The following is a 15,209-nucleotide window of genomic DNA, read 5'->3' on the forward strand; positions in this document are numbered from 1 at the left end:
TCCTACCAGCTTGCCTTGGTCATGCCCGGAACTTCACCGCGCATAGCCATCTCGCGCAGCTTGTTACGAGCAAGACCAAACTTGCGGAATGTGCCACGGGGGCGACCGGTCACCGCGCAGCGATTACGCTGGCGGGTGGGGTTGGCGTTACGGGGCAGCTGCTGAATCTTCAGGCGTGCCTGGTAACGTTCTTCGTCTGTCTTCGACGTATCGTCGATGATCGCTTGCAGGGCGGCACGCTTAGGGGCGTACTTTGCTGCCAGCTTTACGCGCTTTGCATCGCGATTGATGAGTGAGAGCTTAGCCACTACACACCCCTTAGTTACGGAACGGGAAGCGGAAGGCTGTGAGCAGCGCTTTTGCTTCGTCGTCAGTCTTTGCCGTGGTCGTGATGCTGATGTTCAGCCCACGAAGCGTGTCAATCTTGTCGTAGTCGATCTCTGGGAAGATGATCTGTTCTTTCACACCGACGTTGTAGTTACCGCGGCCGTCGAATGCACGACCCGAAATACCGCGGAAGTCCCGAACGCGGGGAAGAGCAACCGTCACCAGACGATCGAGGAATTCATACATGCGCTGACCGCGCAGGGTCACCATGCAACCGATCGGGTAATCCTCGCGGATCTTGAACCCGGCAATTGCCTTGCGCGACTTGGTGATGACCGGCTTCTGGCCGGCGATCTTGGTCAGATCGCCAACAGCGTGCTCGATGACCTTCTTGTCGGCGACCGCTTCCGAGACACCCATGTTCAGGGTGATCTTGGTGATGCGGGGCACCTGCATCGTGCTTTTGTATTCGAACTTCGCGAGCAGATCAGGAACGATCTTTTCACGGTAAAAGTCTTGGAGACGAGCCATTTCTATGTTCTCCGTTTACGCTTTCGAGCCAACGGACTCGCCGCTGGAACGGAAGACGCGCACGCTCTTGCCGTCGACTTCCTTGATCGCCACGCGGTCGGCTTTGCCGGTCGCAGCGTTGAAAATCGCCACATTCGAGATGTGGATAGGCATGGTCTTGTCCACGATGCCGCCCGGCTGGTTCTGCATCGGGTTCGGCTTCACGCTTTTCTTGACGACATTGATGCCTTCGACCAACACGTGGTTTTCGTCGACACGAGCCAGCACGACGCCGCGCTTGGTCTTGTCTTTACCAGTGAGAACGATGACTTCGTCGCCTGTACGGATCTTGTTCATCTTGACCCCTTACAGCACTTCGGGCGCCAGCGACACGATCTTCATGAACTTCTCGGTACGCAGTTCACGCGTAACGGGTCCGAAGATACGAGTACCGATGGGCTCGAGCTTGGCGTTGAGCAACACGGCGGCATTGCCGCCAAAACGGATAAGCGAACCGTCTTTACGACGAACGCCCTTGGCGGTGCGAACCACCACGGCGTTATAGATTTCGCCCTTTTTAACGCGCCCACGCGGAGCCGCATCCTTGACGCTGACTTTGATCACGTCGCCGATGCCGGCATAGCGGCGCTTGGAGCCGCCGAGCACCTTGATGCACATAACTGAGCGCGCACCGGTGTTGTCGGCCACATCCAACTTGGTCTGCATTTGAATCATGGTTTACCCTATTCCAACTTAACCCGAAGCATTCCGGGACCCCGTGCGCAACCTTGAAGGTAGCTACCAGATCCCACAACGCAGCCGATCAGTTTTGGTCCCGTAAGACTGCCGACTGATGCCGACCGCCCTGGGTTGAAATTCCTGATGCGAAGGTTTGCACCTACCGCTGCCTGCTTGTAGACCACCGGCACCGTCTGGACATGCTGTCATGGACGAAACCGCTGGGCTGAAGACCTGGCAGTAGACACTGGCCCCTGCTTTTCTGCCCTGATGTGTTCCCGCCTAGAGAGGCTGTGACGCCAGACCAGAAGGAAGCCAATGAATATAACGTGATCTGGCGGGCATGGCAATAGCTGGGGCGCGAATAGTTTGTGCGGCGGCAACAACATTGCGGTGAATCACGGATGAGTTTGCCGGAGCGGGGGTTCAACCGCAAAAACGATAGATGCCGAGAGGTCGTTCTGGCAGACTCTGCAGCGCGGTCTGAATGACCCGCCGCTGACGCTGACCGACTGACGGGACCGCTTTCCGATGTCTGTTCATGCGACGGTGCCCTGCCAGGGTGGAGACTTTGGCGCCGACTTCTACCAGGAGTACCGCAATGACTGACAGCAGCAACCCGAAGCCCATCATCGACCTGACCGAAGAGGATCTGGACAAGATCATCGGTGGCGCCGGCACGGGCGTAACCGCCCAGAGCATCCAGGGCATGGATCTCGAGACCGCGATGATGGCGGTTCAGTCGCAGCGCGCCACCCTGCTTGAAACCCAGCTCAAAGATCAGATCGCTGCGGTGCAGGGCAGGAACGATACGATCTCGCACTTGAACCAGGCGGTGGGAACGCTGAACTCGGCTGCCTCGTCGTTCCATTCGGGCGACAGCGACAGCACCCAACTGGGCGCACATCTGACCGGCGATGCCAAGACCGCGCTGATCAATAGCACGCTTACGTCGTTGAAAGATCACGGCGTGAATATCACGGAACAAGAAAAAGACGGGCTGACCAAGGGCGAAGTCGAGTCCCTGTTGTCGGGCACCAAATCCCAGCTGGATTCCATGAGCAATTCCCAGCAGATGGACATGCTCCGCCTGCAGTCCCTGTCGAACAAGCGCAACGAAGCCTTCGACCTGATGACCAACTTCGTCAAGAAGATGCAGGAAAGCCGCAGTTCGATCATCGGCAACATGCGCTGAAGCCCTCCGTCGGTTGCTTATCTGCACAACACTGCGTGCATGTAGGAAACCGGCAGCGAATCTGGCAAACTGCCCTGGCCGCGGTCGATCCGACCGCGGCAGAAGAAACGCGGGTAACGAGTTACCCGCGGTTTGCTGCTGTCTGCGGTTCAGACAGCATCCTCCCCTTCCTCCGCACCCTTCCTAGCAGACAGGCATGACCCAACGCGAATCGTTGTTCCGCGCCGCCGCGGCAAATGCCGTCATCGAAAACACGGCGTTCGACGATTCATTAAGGATCATGCGGCCGCGCCTGTGGGTCGCCGGCGCCGTGCTGGCGCTGCTGGTCGCGGGCGCCCTGGCGTGGAGCTTCTTCTTCACCATTCCCGTGGCCGTCTCGGGCCAGGGCATCCTGCTGGCGCCGGGCGGGGTCACGGACATTTTTTCCGAAGCCAATGGCCGTCTGCAGGCGATTACGGCCAAGCCGGGCGACGTGGTCAAGGTGGGTGACCTGATTGCGCGGGTCGAACAGCCGGAAGTCCGGCTCAAGCTGACGCTGGCGCAAGGCGAACTGCAGGACGCCGAAAAGCTGCGCCGCCAGGTGATCGACCTGCAGGGGCGCGATACCGGTGCGCGGGGCGGGTTCGAATCGGCGCGCCTGGTGTCGTTGAACGGGCGGATCGATGCGCTGCGCAAGCGGGAAGCCGTGCTGCGCGAACGGGCCGACGTGATGGGCGGCCTGGTCACCAAGGGCTTCGTGACCCGGGATCATGCGCTGTCGGCCAGCCAGGACCTGCTGACGCTGACCAGCCAGATCGCCGATGCCGAAGACGAACGCAACAAGATGCAGGCCGAGGCCGAAGTGCGGCGCAGCGCGGACCAGCGCGCGCTGCTCGAGGCCGACCAGAAGGTGACCAATGCGTCGCGCGGCGTGCAGGCGCTGCGGGAACAACTGACGCGCATGGACGCGGTGCTGTCGCCGTTTGCCGGCAAGGTCATCGCCACCAAGGCGAACGTGGGCCAGATCGTGCAGCCGGGCACCCCGATCCTGACCCTGGAACGCCAGGGCGCGGCGCGGGCCGGCGTGCCGATGGTGGTCGTGTACGTGACGGCAGCCGATGGCAAGAAGATCAAGGTGGGCATGCCGGCGGAAGTGTCGCCGTCCACCAGCCGGCGCGAAGAAGAAGGCTTCATGCGCGGCCGCGTGGTGCGCGTGGCCGATGTGCCGGCCAGCAGCGCGAGCATGGCGCGGGTGCTGCAGAACGACCGCCTGGTCGAGACCTTCATGAGCGGGCTGCGCACACCGTTCGAAGTGGAAGTGGAACTGGAAACCGAGCCGGGCGACCCGACCACCCCGGTGTGGTCGTCGCAGCGGGCGCGCGCCCTGAAGGTGGATAGCGGCACGCTGGCGGACATCCGTTTTACGGTGCGGAGCATGCCGCTGATTGCCGTTGCCATTCCTGCCCTGCAGGATCGTGGCCAGGCAGCGCAGCCTTGACCCGTGCCTTGGGGTCGGGGCTTTCCCGGCGGCGGCGCACCCCCACCGTCCTGCAGATGGAAGCGGCCGAATGCGGCGCCGCGGCCCTGGGCATCGTGCTGGCGCATTTCGGGCGCTGGGTCACGCTGGAAGAACTGCGGGTCGCGTGCAATGTGTCGCGCGACGGCAGTTCGGCCGCGGCGATCGTGCGCGCCGCGCGTCACCACGGCATGCAGGTGGCGGCCCAGCGGATGGAGCCGGCCCATTTGCGCACCAACCCCATGCCGGCCATCGTCCACTGGGGCATGAATCACTTTCTGGTGGTCGAAGGCGTCGGGCGCGGGGTGGTTTACCTGAATGATCCCGCGCAGGGCCCCCGCACCGTATCGAACGAGGAGTTCGACCGCAACTTCACGGGCATCGTGCTGACGCTGACGCCCGGGCCGGACTTTGTGCCGTCAGGCCACAAGCCATCGATCCGCCGCGCGCTGGAAAGCCGCATGCAGGGCACACGCGGCGCGCTGGCCTTTGTGCTGGCGCTGTCGGCCGTACTCATCGTGCCGGGTCTGCTGGTGCCAGTCTTTACGCAGGTCTTCGTGGACCAGGTGCTGGTCAATCGTTTCGACAGTTGGCTGGTGCCGTTGCTGGCCGGCATGGGCATCTGCGCGGTGGTGCATGGCCTGCTCGTCTGGCTGCAGCGCGACGCCATGCTGCGCTTCGAAACGCGGGTGGCGCTGCTGGGCGCGCTCCGTTTCGTGAATCACGTGGTGCGGCTGCCGATGGCCTACTTTGCGCAGCGGCACCCAGGCGACGTGTCGAGCCGGGTCATGCTCAACGACCGTATCGCCCAGCTGGCTGCGGGCGATATCGGCCTGGTGCTGTTCAACCTGATCACCGCGTCGGCCTACCTGGCGGCGATGACCTGGTATGCGCCGCGGCTGGCCGCCGTCGTGCTGCTGTTCGCCCTGGTGAGCCTGGGCATTCTGTCGCTGCTGTCGCGCGCGCTGGCCGATGACAACCGGCGGCTGCTGTCGGCCCTCACGATGCAGACCGGCTTTGCCAAGCAGGGGTTGCAGATGGTGGAAGGCTACAAGGCCAACGGCACCGAAGATCATTTGCGCGGCCGGCTGGTATCGATGAACGCCCGGGTGATGAACCTGCGGCAGGCGCTGGCGACCCGGCAGGTGCGCCTGACCGCCCTGCCCCGGCTGGTCGCGACGGCGGCCGGCGGCATCGTGCTGGTGCTGGGCGGCAATATGGTGGTGGCCGGTGACCTGACGATCGGCATGCTGGTGGCCTTCCAGGCGCTGATGGCCGGGTTCATGGCGCCGGTCGGCCAACTGGTGCAGCTGGGCAGCAAGATCCAGGATGGCCAGGCCTACCTGCAGATGGTGAACGACACGATGCAGCACCCGCTGGCGACCGAATTTACCGACCGGCCTGCGGGTGACGGCGGCAAGGCCCGGCCGGCCGGCAAGCTGGAAGTGCGCAACCTGTCATTTTCCTATTCGCCGGGCGTCGCACCGCTGCTGGACGGCATTTCGTTCACCCTGGCGCCCGGGCGGCGGCTGGGCATCGTGGGCGCATCGGGGTCTGGCAAATCGACGCTGGCATCCTTGCTGGCCGGCCTGCTGCAACCCAACCAGGGCGAGATCCTGATCGACGATCGCAATATCGCCGAGATGCCGCGCGCGGCCTTTCGCCAGGCATTGGCGTATGTCGACCAGCGGTCGGCCATCTTTCAGGGCACGGTCCGCGACAACATCAGCCTGTGGGACCCGAGCCTGCCCGATGACCGCCTGATTGCGGCCGCGCGCCTGGCCCTGATTCACGACACCATCCTGCAACGGCCTGGGGGCTACGGCGCCGCCGTGGCCGAGGGCGGCACCGACTTGTCTGGCGGGCAGCGCGCCCGGCTGGAACTGACACGCGCGCTGGTGCGCGACCCGCGCCTGCTGATCCTGGACGAGGCCACCGCGGCGCTGGACAGCGACACCGAAGCGATGCTGTTCCGCCACCTGCGCGGCATGGGCGCGACGCTGGTGGTGATCGCTCACCGACTGACCGCCGTGCGGGATTGCGACGAAGTGATCGTCCTGGAAAAAGGCCGCATCGTGCAGCAGGGCGACCCCGATGTTCTGATTGCCACGGATGGCCCTTTCCGCACCCTGATGACCGAGGTGGAAGCATGAGCGCCCGGCCCTTGCCCCCTGCGGACTCGCCGGACGAACCGGCGCCGCACGAAATCACGGCCGCCACCTTCGCATTGGATACGGTTGGCGACTGTTTTGTGGTCGCCACGGGCGAAGTGCGCATCTTTGCGGCATCGGCGGTCGACGCCATTGCCCGCCGTCCCATTGCCCGCATCGGCGCGGGCGGCCTGCTGTTCGGTGTGGGTACCAGCTTCTTCGGCGACGAAACCCTGATTGCCGTCCGGACCCGCGACACGCACGTGTTCCGCCTGCCTGGCCGTTCGTGGGCCGTGGCGCAACCGTCCGACGCCTTTGCCGACGGCCTGGACACCTGGATCGCCGCGGTAATTGCCGGGGTGGCACGGGTGATTGAACCCAAGCCGCGCGCCGACGTGGTGGTATCGCCCGAACAACCTTTTGCCGTCGCGCAGGCCGGTGCCGTGGTGGGCACCCACGGCCACAGCATGTGGGCGCGCGTACACGGCAGCAGCCGCCTGCTGGGCCTGGAAACGCTGCCGTCCGGCCTGGTGCCGCTGACGGCCAGCAGTTGGCTGGTGCTGGATGCCGACGCGCCGGTTGAAACCTTCAGCTGGCAGGACGGGCTGGCCGGCGATGACTGGCATGAACGGCTTGATGTCTTCCACGAAGCCATTGTCGAACTGTTGCCGCTGGTGCGGGGCCTGGGGGAAGCGGACGAGTTCAACCGCCTGACCGCCCGCCGCGCGGCCGAACGCCATGCCGAACACGACACCGCCGGCCGCTTTGCCGACGTGCTGGGCAACCCGCTGCCCCCCAGCGGGGTGGCCAGCACGGAACCGCTGCTGGACGTGATGCGCCGGATCGGCAAGACGCTGGATATGGCGATCGAAGCGCCCGTGCGCGCCCGGCAGGCCCAGGTCGACCGGCCGGCGACGGCGCAGGAGATTGCCCGGGCGTCCAAGATCCGCTTGCAGCCCGCGCGGCTCAAGGACGCGTGGTGGCGGGCCGATGGCGGCGCCTTCCTGGCGGAGCGCCTGACCGGTGAGCCGGTGGCGCTGCTGTTCCGGGGCGGTCACTACGATGAAGTCGACCGCCACGGCAGCATGCGCCGCGTGACCGCGGCCACCGCGGCCGAGCTGTCGCCGTCGGTCTGGACGCTGTTCAAGCCGCAGCGGCCCGGCAAGGCTTCTTTTGCCAACCTGTTCTTTGACAGTTTGAAAGGCAGCCGGGGCGATCTGCTGGGATTCTTTGCGACCATGCTGGTGGGCAGTCTGCTGGCCCAGGTGCTGCCCATGGCCACCGGATTCATTCTGGGCGTGCTGGCCCCGTCGGCCATGACGAGCCAGCTCGCCCAGGTGGGCGTCGCCATCGTCATGATCGGCGTGGTGGGCTACCTGCTGCAGGTGGGCGGCGAAATCGCCAAGCAACGGGTGCAGGCGCGCAGCAATGGCGAACTGTACCGCGTGGTCTGGGACCGCATTGCCAGTCTGCCGCTCAGCTACTTCCGCACGCAGGGCAGCGCCGAGCTGGTGGGGCGCGCCGGGTCGGCGATCTCGGTGCCGACGGGGGTGCAGATCTTCCTGTTCACCGCAGCGGGCAGCCTGGGCATGATGGTGTCCAGCCTGATCACCTTGCTGCTGAATCATCCCCTGATTGCGTTGGTGGCCTTGGGGCTGGTGATCGTGCAGGTGGGCATTGGCGCCTTGGCGGGCTATCTGCAGGCGCGGGCCTACCTGAATGGCGAACAGCTGGAAGGCCTGGCCGACAGCCTGTTCGTGCAGATGATCAACGGGCTGGTCAAGCTGCGGTCGGCGGGCGCCGAAGACCGCGCGGTCACGCGCTGGGGCGACCGCTTTGCCGCCATGCGCCGGCGCATGGTCAAGGCGCGGCGTGTGATGAACGCGTACGAGGCGGCCCTGACGGCGCTGTCCTTGCTATCCGCCGCGGTGCTGTTCGCCGTGGTCCATATGCTCAACCAGGGCGACGCCGCGAGCGCCCTGCCGGTCGCCAAGGTCGTCGCCACGCTGACGGCATTTGCCATCCTGCTGTCGGCGGTGGGCCAGCTGACGGCCGGATTCCTGTCGGTATGGATGCTGGCGCCCAGCTGGAAATATGCGTTGCCGCTGCTGGAAAAGCAGCCTGAACCCACCGCTGGACGCAGCGACCCCGGCGAACTGACGGGCGCGCTGGAGTTTTCCAATGTCCAGTTCCGTTATGGCAGCGACGGCACGGTGGTTTTTGGCGGCTTGAGCTTCAAGGCTGCGCCGGGCGAGATGATCGCCATCGTCGGCCCATCGGGCTGCGGCAAATCGACCCTGGTGCGGCTGGCGCTCGGGCTGGAAACGCCGTCATCCGGCGCGGTGTATGTCGATGGCCAGGACCTCCGGTCCATGCACCCCGCCGCCTACCGCACGCAAGTAGGCGTGGTGCTGCAGGACGGCACGCTGCCGCCAGGCACCTTGTTCGAGATCGTTCGGGGAACGTCAAACGCCACGGTGGACGACGTGTGGCGGGCGCTGGCACAGGCGGCCGTAGCCGAAGACGTTGCGGCCATGCCGATGGGGATCCACACGCTGCTGCACGACGCGACCCGCACGCTGTCGGGTGGACAGGTGCAGCGGCTGGCCCTGGCGCGTGCCTTTGTGCAGCAGCCGCCCATCCTGATCCTGGACGAAGCCACCAGCGCGCTGGACAACACCACCCAGGCGATCGCCATGCGGACCATACTTGGCCTGTCGTCGACCCGCATCGTGATTGCGCACCGCATCAGCACGATCCGGCAGGCCGATCGCATCCTCGTGCTGGACCAGGGCAAGATCGCCGAAGCAGGCAGCTACGACGAACTGATGGCGCTGGACGGCGCCTTCGCCAAGCTGGCCCAGGCGTAACCGGCGGAAGGCCGGAATACGGTCTTCTGCTGGCGCCTGTCGACACTCGCCGTCACGGCCGACAACGCCGACAAGGCTGACAAGGCTGGCGGCATCAACCTCCACGGAAGAAAAAAAACGCGGAAGCACTTCCTGCAGTTGCCTGCAGGCCGTACTTCCGCGTTCCTAGTGCTTGTTGACCAGCGGCTTGCGCCGCCCGGTCACCGCAGGATCAGACGATCCGTGCGGCTTCCAACAGGCGAACCACAGTCCATGCCTTGGTCTTCGAGATCGGACGTGTTTCCGAAATCTCGACCAGGTCACCGGTCTTGTACTGGTTCGTTTCGTCGTGTGCGTGGTACTTGTTCGAACGCACGATGATCTTGCCGTACAGCGGGTGCTTGACGCGCCGCTCGACCAGCACGGTCACGGTTTTGTTCATCTTGTCGCTCGTCACACGGCCCGTCAGAGCACGCTTCAGTTTTGCTTCGCTCATGATTACTTCCCGGCCTTTTCGCGCTGCACGGTCCGTACACGCGCGATGTCGCGCCGTACTTTGCGTAGCTGGCTGCTATTGGAAAGCTGCTGGGTAGCCATCTGCATACGCAGACTGAACTGGGCCCGGAGCAGACCTTCGAGCTCTTTCGTGAGCTCTGCTTCGTCTTTCGAACGGAATTCGCTTGCTTTCATTCCTATCCCCTTACGAGCCGATGTGGCGCGTAACGAAGGTGGTCGAGATCGGAAGCTTGGCGGCTGCCAGGCGGAAAGCCTCGCGCGCCAGTTCTTCGTTCACACCGTCCATCTCATAGAGCACTTTGCCCGGCTGGATCTCGGCAACCCAGTACTCAGGGTTACCTTTACCGTTACCCATCCGAACTTCAGCAGGTTTCTGCGAAATTGGCTTGTCTGGGAAAATCCGGATCCAGATCCGGCCGCCGCGCTTGATGTGACGCGAGATCGCGCGGCGAGCCGCTTCGATCTGACGCGCCGTCAAGCGACCGCGGCCCGTGGCCTTGAGACCGAATTCGCCGAACGACACGTTAGCGCCGCGCGTGGCCAATCCGGTATTACGGCCCTTTTGTTCCTTGCGGTATTTTCTGCGTGAAGGCTGCAGCATCTTTATTCTCCGTCTTTGGCAGGCGCGGCAGGCGCGGCTGCATCAGCCGGCTTGCGCGGCGCGCGCTTGGCAGCAGCGCCAGCGTCCGGTGCGGCAGCAGCAACTGCTCCGTCACCTTCAGGCTTGCGGCCACCGCGACCACGCGGGGCGCCAGGACGATTGCCCGGACGCTCGTTGCGGTCATTGCGGGGACCACGACGCGGCTTGCGCTCATCGTCCTTGCTCGCTTCCGGCACGGCATTCTGTTCGGCTGTACCAAGGGTATCGCCCTTGTACACCCAAACCTTGATGCCGATCAGGCCGTAGGTCGTGCCGGCTTCCGAAGTGCCGTAGTCGATGTTCGCGCGCAGGGTGTGCAACGGCACACGGCCTTCGCGATACCACTCGGTACGGGCGATTTCGATGCCGTTCAGACGACCGGCGCTCATGATCTTGATGCCCTGGGCACCCAGACGCATCGCATTCTGCATGGCGCGTTTCATCGCGCGGCGGAACATGATGCGCTTTTCGAGCTGTTGCGAGATCGAGTCGGCGATCAGTTGAGCGTCGATTTCCGGCTTGCGGATTTCTTCGATGTTGACGTGCACAGGCACGCCCATCAGACGCTGCAGATCGGCCTTCAGGATTTCGATGTCCTCGCCCTTCTTGCCGATCACCACGCCCGGACGAGCCGAGTAGATGGTGACGCGGGCATTCTTGGCAGGACGCTCGATGATCACGCGACCGACGGAAGCGCCTTTCAGCTTCTTCTTCAGGTATTCGCGAACCTTGATGTCTTCCGCGAGCATGACGGCGTAGTTGCTGCCGTTGGCGAACCAACGGGAGGACCAATTACGGCTGACCGCGAGTCGGAACCCGGTTGGATGAATCTTCTGTCCCATCGTGGCTCCTTAGTTGCCGACCGTGACCACGATGTGGCAGGTCTGCTTCTCGATCTTGACGCCGCGGCCCTTCGCACGAGCGTCGAAACGCTTGAGCGAAGTACCCTTGTCGACGATGATGGTCTTGACCTTCAGTTCGTCAATGTCGGCGCCGTCATTGTGCTCGGCATTCGCGATAGCGGATTCGACCACTTTCTTGATGATGCCGGCGGACTTCTTGGGCGTGAACGTCAGGATGTTGATGGCCTGAGCGACCGACTTGCCGCGGACCATGTCCGCAACCAGTCGAGCCTTCTGGGCCGAGACGCGGACGCCGCGCAGTTTTGCTGTGGTTTCCATAGCCCCGATTACCTCTTGGCCTTTTTGTCCGCAGCGTGGCCCTTGAACGTACGGGTCAGCGCGAACTCACCGAGCTTGTGACCAACCATGTTCTCGTTGACGTACACGGGAACGTGCTGACGGCCATTGTGCACAGCGATCGTGAGCCCGATGAAATCGGGCAGGATCGTGGAACGGCGCGACCAGGTCTTGATTGGGCGTTTGTCTTTTCCGGCCGTGGCGGTCTCGACCTTCTTGAGAAGGTGAAGATCGACAAACGGTCCTTTCTTGATAGAACGTGACATGCTTGCCTCGCTTACTTCTTCTTGCGCCGCTGGACGATCATATTGCTCGTCCGCTTATTGCGGCGGGTCTTGAAACCCTTGGACGGAGTGCCCCAGGGGCTGACCGGTTCGCGTGCTTCGCCGGTGCGACCTTCACCACCACCGTGGGGATGATCGACAGGGTTCATTGCAACGCCACGAACGGTAGGACGAATACCACGCCAACGCGTTGCACCGGCTTTGCCGATCTGGCGCAGGCCATGCTCTTCGTTGGAAACTTCGCCGATGGTAGCGCGGCACTCGATGTGCACCTTCCGGACTTCGCCGGAGCGCAGGCGAACCTGAGCGTAGGTACCTTCACGAGCCAGCAGCACTGCCGAAGCACCGGCCGAACGCACCATCTGTGCGCCCTTGCCAGGCAGCATCTCGACGCAGTGAATCGTCGAACCGACTGGAATATTGCGGATAGGCAGGGTGTTGCCGGCGCGGATAGGCGCTTCGACACCCGACAACAGCGTTGCACCGACTTCCAGACCGCGTGGCGCAATGATGTAGCGACGCTCGCCGTCGGCGTAGCAGATCAGAGCGATGTGCGCCGTGCGGTTAGGATCGTATTCAATACGCTCGACCTTGGCCGGAATCCCGTCCTTGGTCCGCTTGAAGTCGATGAGACGATAGTGTTGCTTGTGACCACCGCCGCGATGACGCGTGGTGATGTGGCCGTTGTTGTTACGACCGGCGTTCTGGATCTGTTTTTCCAGAAGCGCGTCAAGCGGGCGGCCCTTGAACAGGTGGGGATGAACCACCTTGACCATGCCGCGACGGCCGGCGGAAGTCGGCTTTAGCTTAACGAGGGGCATTTACTTCACCTCCTGCGCAAAGTCGATTTCCTGACCTGGCTTCAACGACACGTACGCCTTTCTTTCGTTCCGGCGACGACCCATGAAACGGCCAAAGCGCTTGACTTTGCCCTTGGTATTGAGCACCTGCACGGACTCGACCTGCACCTTGAAGAGCAGTTCGACGGCAGCCTTGATTTCTGGCTTGGTGGCATCTTGGATGACACGGAAAGCCACTTGCTCGTTCTTGTCGGCAATGAACGTGCTCTTTTCGGAGACGATCGGGGCCAACAGGACTTGCATCAGACGTTCATTCTTGCTCATCCCAGCATCTCCTCGAGCTGAGCGATCGCTGGCTTGGTGATCAACACTTTGTTGTAGTGGATCAGCGACAGCGGATCGGCGTAACGGGACTCGACCACGGCGACGTGCGGCAGATTGCGCGTGGCCAGGTAGAGGTTTTCGTCAACCGTATCGGTAATGATCAGCACCGACGTCAGACCGAGCGTCTTGAGCTTGTCAGCGGCCAACTTGGTCTTGGGCGACTCGAGCACAAACGCATCGACGATGGCGATACGATCTTCGCGGGCCAACTGGGAGAGGATCGAGCGCATACCGGCGCGATACATCTTCTTGTTGACCTTCTGGCTGAAGTTTTCGTCAGGCGAGTTCGGGAAAATCCGACCACCACCACGCCACAGCGGCGACGACGACATACCGGCACGAGCGCGGCCCGTACCCTTCTGGCGCCACGGCTTCTTGGTCGTGTGCTTGACTTGCTCGCGGTCCTTCTGGGCGCGGTTACCGCTGCGGGCGTTGGCCTGATAGGCCACGACCACCTGGTGAACCAGCGCTTCGTTGAATTCGCGGCCGAAAATGGTATCGGGGGCGTTCACGGTTGCGGACGACTGGCCCTGATCATTCAGAAGCTTGAGTTCCATTATCAGGCTCCTTTGATCGCGGGACGCACGACGACATTCGCGTTGGCGTGGCCGGGGACGGCGCCACGGACCAGCAGCAGACCGCGTTCAGCGTCCACACGAATGACTTCGAGGTTTTGCACAGTGCGTTGCACGTCACCAAGGTGACCTGCCATCTTCTTGCCTGGGAACACGCGACCCGGATCCTGCGCCATACCGATGGAGCCAGCCGAGTTGTGCGAAACCGAGTTACCGTGCGACGCACGGTTCGACGAGAAGTGGTGACGCTTGATCGCGCCCGAGAAGCCCTTACCGATCGTGGTACCGGTCACGTCGACTTTCTGGCCAACGGTGAACACGGACTCGACAGCGACAACGGCGCCTGGAGCGAATTCGGCTGCTTTAGCCGGATCAAGACGGAATTCTTTGAGCACGCTGCCTGCTTCGACACCCGCTTTCGCGAAGTGACCGGTAAGCGGGCTGGTGACGCGCGATGCACGGCGCGTACCAAACGTGACCTGGACGGCTGCGTAGCCGTCGGCTTGCGGGGACTTGACCTGGGTCACACGGTTGTTCGACACGTCCAGTACCGTCACAGGGATGGATTCACCATCGTCCGTGAAGATACGGGTCATGCCAACCTTGCGACCCACCAAGCCTAGCCGGAATGCGGCTGGCGTGGAGGTCGTCGATTGGGTCGACATCGTTTTCTCCGTTCCCGACTGCGATTGGCCGGGGCTAAAAATGGCATTACGCCAGAATGTGGTAGGTAGTGCGGTCGTGCAGCAAACAAAGGTGATTGCCAGCGCGACTCTTGCCAGTGACGCGTCAACCTGAAGTTCAAGCTGAGCAAATAAGAACCAGCAGTGCCGTCAAGAACGGGTCACAGCCCGATACTGCATTGACTGGGCGAAAAATTACTGGCAAGCCGGCAAGTATAGCGCGCACCCCGCGCGTTATACAAGGGCGGGGTGCAAATACGAGACGATTAGTTCAGAGCGATTTCGACGTCGACACCTGCGGGCAGGTCCAGGCGCATCAGCGCGTCAACCGTCTTGTCCGTGGGATCCACGATGTCCATCAGGCGTTGATGGGTGCGGATCTCGAACTGATCGCGCGACGTCTTGTTGACGTGCGGCGAACGCAGCAGATCGTACCGGCGGATACGGGTCGGCAGCGGCACGGGGCCACGGACGACTGCGCCGGTCCGCTTCGCGGTTTCAACGATTTCAGCGGCCGACTGGTCGATGAGCTTGTAGTCGAAAGCCTTGAGGCGGATGCGAATCTTTTGCTTTTTCATGGGACATTCCTAAAGAGCGAGGGTGGAAGACGCCAGAGGCACCTTCCGAAGCGTTGGGGTGGAAAGCGCCGAAGCGCCTTCCGGACGTAAGTACCGAGTCTTACTTCAGGATCGTGGCAACGACACCGGCGCCGACGGTACGACCGCCTTCACGGATGGCGAAGCGCAGACCTTCTTCCATGGCGATGGGAGCCAGCAGCTTGACCGTGATCGACACGTTGTCGCCTGGCAGAACCATTTCCTTGTCTTCCGGCAGCTCGATCGAGCCCGTCACGTCAGTCGTACG

19 protein-coding genes and 1 pseudogene are annotated in these 15,209 nt (G+C 63.0%); 4 read left to right on the forward strand and 16 right to left on the reverse strand.

Features of this window, described 5'->3' with window-relative positions; all coding sequences use genetic code 11:
- Positions 1–2: 2 nt before the first annotated feature.
- The 4 genes from rpsN to rplN are packed head-to-tail and all read right to left on the reverse strand — an operon-like array spanning position 3 to position 1,572.
- Positions 3–308 (reverse strand): 30S ribosomal protein S14, encoded by a 306-nt coding sequence (gene rpsN / locus HD883_RS27210; RefSeq protein WP_179590863.1) that lies wholly within the window; start codon positions 306–308, stop codon positions 3–5.
- 10 nt (positions 309–318) lie between these two features.
- Complete coding sequence (gene rplE / locus HD883_RS27215; RefSeq protein WP_179590861.1) at positions 319–858, reverse strand: 50S ribosomal protein L5; 540 nt, start codon at positions 856–858, stop codon at positions 319–321.
- A 15-nt stretch (positions 859–873) separates the two neighbouring features.
- Positions 874–1,194, reverse strand: coding sequence for a 50S ribosomal protein L24 (gene rplX / locus HD883_RS27220; protein WP_179590859.1), 321 nt, complete (start codon positions 1,192–1,194; stop codon positions 874–876).
- A 9-nt stretch (positions 1,195–1,203) separates the two neighbouring features.
- Complete coding sequence (rplN, locus tag HD883_RS27225) at positions 1,204–1,572, reverse strand: 50S ribosomal protein L14 (protein ID WP_179590857.1); 369 nt, start codon at positions 1,570–1,572, stop codon at positions 1,204–1,206.
- Positions 1,573–2,176: 604 nt separating this feature from the next.
- Between rplN and HD883_RS27230 the strand changes: the two genes are divergently transcribed.
- The 4 genes from HD883_RS27230 to HD883_RS27245 all read left to right on the forward strand — a co-directional run bounded on the left by HD883_RS27230 (position 2,177) and on the right by HD883_RS27245 (position 9,285).
- Positions 2,177–2,770 carry a hypothetical protein gene (locus HD883_RS27230; protein WP_257022732.1) on the forward strand — a complete coding sequence of 198 codons (594 nt, stop codon included), beginning with the start codon at positions 2,177–2,179 and terminating at the stop codon, positions 2,768–2,770.
- A gap of 196 nt (positions 2,771–2,966) precedes the next feature.
- Positions 2,967–4,247, forward strand: a complete 1,281-nt coding sequence (locus tag HD883_RS27235; protein ID WP_179590855.1) for an NHLP bacteriocin system secretion protein — start codon at positions 2,967–2,969, stop codon at positions 4,245–4,247.
- Positions 4,244–6,418: a cysteine peptidase family C39 domain-containing protein gene (locus tag HD883_RS27240; protein ID WP_179590853.1), complete on the forward strand. Its 2,175-nt coding sequence runs from the start codon at positions 4,244–4,246 to the stop codon at positions 6,416–6,418. Before HD883_RS27235 ends, HD883_RS27240 begins: the two co-directional genes overlap by 4 nt.
- Positions 6,415–9,285, forward strand: coding sequence for an ATP-binding cassette domain-containing protein (locus HD883_RS27245; RefSeq protein WP_179590852.1), 2,871 nt, complete (start codon positions 6,415–6,417; stop codon positions 9,283–9,285). Before HD883_RS27240 ends, HD883_RS27245 begins: the two co-directional genes overlap by 4 nt.
- Positions 9,286–9,496: 211 nt before the next feature.
- Here the strand turns inward: HD883_RS27245 and rpsQ are convergent, their stop codons facing one another.
- The 12 genes and pseudogenes from rpsQ to tuf form a co-directional block, all read right to left on the reverse strand.
- Complete coding sequence (gene rpsQ, locus HD883_RS27250) at positions 9,497–9,760, reverse strand: 30S ribosomal protein S17 (protein ID WP_179590849.1); 264 nt, start codon at positions 9,758–9,760, stop codon at positions 9,497–9,499.
- Between the two features lie 2 nt (positions 9,761–9,762).
- Positions 9,763–9,954, reverse strand: a complete 192-nt coding sequence (rpmC, locus tag HD883_RS27255; RefSeq protein ID WP_179590847.1) for a 50S ribosomal protein L29 — start codon at positions 9,952–9,954, stop codon at positions 9,763–9,765.
- Between the two features lie 10 nt (positions 9,955–9,964).
- The gene (gene rplP, locus HD883_RS27260; RefSeq protein ID WP_179590845.1) at positions 9,965–10,381 is read right to left on the reverse strand and encodes a 50S ribosomal protein L16; all 417 of its coding nucleotides are present in this window, start codon (positions 10,379–10,381) and stop codon (positions 9,965–9,967) included.
- Between the two features lie 2 nt (positions 10,382–10,383).
- On the reverse strand, positions 10,384–11,262 hold the full coding sequence (gene rpsC / locus HD883_RS27265) for a 30S ribosomal protein S3 (RefSeq protein WP_179590843.1): 879 nt from the start codon (positions 11,260–11,262) through the stop codon (positions 10,384–10,386).
- A 9-nt stretch (positions 11,263–11,271) separates the two neighbouring features.
- A complete protein-coding gene (gene rplV, locus HD883_RS27270) occupies positions 11,272–11,601 on the reverse strand; it encodes a 50S ribosomal protein L22 (RefSeq protein WP_179590841.1) in 330 nt (109 codons plus the stop codon).
- Positions 11,602–11,609: 8 nt separating this feature from the next.
- Positions 11,610–11,885, reverse strand: a complete 276-nt coding sequence (rpsS, locus tag HD883_RS27275) for a 30S ribosomal protein S19 (RefSeq protein ID WP_179590839.1) — start codon at positions 11,883–11,885, stop codon at positions 11,610–11,612.
- Positions 11,886–11,896: 11 nt separating this feature from the next.
- On the reverse strand, positions 11,897–12,724 hold the full coding sequence (gene rplB / locus HD883_RS27280; protein WP_179590837.1) for a 50S ribosomal protein L2: 828 nt from the start codon (positions 12,722–12,724) through the stop codon (positions 11,897–11,899).
- Positions 12,725–13,027 carry a 50S ribosomal protein L23 gene (gene rplW, locus HD883_RS27285; protein ID WP_179590835.1) on the reverse strand — a complete coding sequence of 101 codons (303 nt, stop codon included), beginning with the start codon at positions 13,025–13,027 and terminating at the stop codon, positions 12,725–12,727.
- Positions 13,024–13,644, reverse strand: a complete 621-nt coding sequence (gene rplD / locus HD883_RS27290; protein ID WP_179590833.1) for a 50S ribosomal protein L4 — start codon at positions 13,642–13,644, stop codon at positions 13,024–13,026. The genes rplW and rplD overlap by 4 nt, the downstream gene beginning before the upstream one ends.
- 2 nt (positions 13,645–13,646) lie before the next feature.
- Positions 13,647–14,327 (reverse strand): 50S ribosomal protein L3, encoded by a 681-nt coding sequence (gene rplC, locus HD883_RS27295; RefSeq protein WP_179590831.1) that lies wholly within the window; start codon positions 14,325–14,327, stop codon positions 13,647–13,649.
- 284 nt (positions 14,328–14,611) lie between these two features.
- Positions 14,612–14,923: a 30S ribosomal protein S10 gene (rpsJ, locus tag HD883_RS27300; RefSeq protein WP_179590829.1), complete on the reverse strand. Its 312-nt coding sequence runs from the start codon at positions 14,921–14,923 to the stop codon at positions 14,612–14,614.
- A 100-nt stretch (positions 14,924–15,023) separates the two neighbouring features.
- Positions 15,024–15,209, reverse strand: a pseudogene (gene tuf, locus HD883_RS27305) (elongation factor Tu); the annotation flags it as partial.

The sequence above is a fragment of the Pigmentiphaga litoralis genome (assembly GCF_013408655.1).
Taxonomy (GTDB): Bacteria; Pseudomonadota; Gammaproteobacteria; order Burkholderiales; family Burkholderiaceae_B; genus Pigmentiphaga; species Pigmentiphaga litoralis_A.

What these genes read in the sequence shown, in the direction of transcription:
- rplE (WP_179590861.1), bottom strand. Translation starts at nt 858, where the DNA reads ATGGCTCGTCTCCAAGACTTTTACCGTGAAAAGATCGTTCCTGATCTG.
- rplX (WP_179590859.1), bottom strand. Translation starts at nt 1,194, where the DNA reads ATGAACAAGATCCGTACAGGCGACGAAGTCATCGTTCTCACTGGTAAA.
- rplN (WP_179590857.1), bottom strand. Translation starts at nt 1,572, where the DNA reads ATGATTCAAATGCAGACCAAGTTGGATGTGGCCGACAACACCGGTGCG.
- HD883_RS27230 (WP_257022732.1), top strand. Translation starts at nt 2,177, where the DNA reads ATGACTGACAGCAGCAACCCGAAGCCCATCATCGACCTGACCGAAGAG.
- HD883_RS27235 (WP_179590855.1), top strand. Translation starts at nt 2,967, where the DNA reads ATGACCCAACGCGAATCGTTGTTCCGCGCCGCCGCGGCAAATGCCGTC.
- HD883_RS27245 (WP_179590852.1), top strand. Translation starts at nt 6,415, where the DNA reads ATGAGCGCCCGGCCCTTGCCCCCTGCGGACTCGCCGGACGAACCGGCG.
- rpsQ (WP_179590849.1), bottom strand. Translation starts at nt 9,760, where the DNA reads ATGAGCGAAGCAAAACTGAAGCGTGCTCTGACGGGCCGTGTGACGAGC.
- rpmC (WP_179590847.1), bottom strand. Translation starts at nt 9,954, where the DNA reads ATGAAAGCAAGCGAATTCCGTTCGAAAGACGAAGCAGAGCTCACGAAA.
- rplP (WP_179590845.1), bottom strand. Translation starts at nt 10,381, where the DNA reads ATGCTGCAGCCTTCACGCAGAAAATACCGCAAGGAACAAAAGGGCCGT.
- rpsC (WP_179590843.1), bottom strand. Translation starts at nt 11,262, where the DNA reads ATGGGACAGAAGATTCATCCAACCGGGTTCCGACTCGCGGTCAGCCGT.
- rplV (WP_179590841.1), bottom strand. Translation starts at nt 11,601, where the DNA reads ATGGAAACCACAGCAAAACTGCGCGGCGTCCGCGTCTCGGCCCAGAAG.
- rpsS (WP_179590839.1), bottom strand. Translation starts at nt 11,885, where the DNA reads ATGTCACGTTCTATCAAGAAAGGACCGTTTGTCGATCTTCACCTTCTC.
- rplB (WP_179590837.1), bottom strand. Translation starts at nt 12,724, where the DNA reads ATGCCCCTCGTTAAGCTAAAGCCGACTTCCGCCGGCCGTCGCGGCATG.
- rplW (WP_179590835.1), bottom strand. Translation starts at nt 13,027, where the DNA reads ATGAGCAAGAATGAACGTCTGATGCAAGTCCTGTTGGCCCCGATCGTC.
- rplD (WP_179590833.1), bottom strand. Translation starts at nt 13,644, where the DNA reads ATGGAACTCAAGCTTCTGAATGATCAGGGCCAGTCGTCCGCAACCGTG.
- rplC (WP_179590831.1), bottom strand. Translation starts at nt 14,327, where the DNA reads ATGTCGACCCAATCGACGACCTCCACGCCAGCCGCATTCCGGCTAGGC.
- rpsJ (WP_179590829.1), bottom strand. Translation starts at nt 14,923, where the DNA reads ATGAAAAAGCAAAAGATTCGCATCCGCCTCAAGGCTTTCGACTACAAG.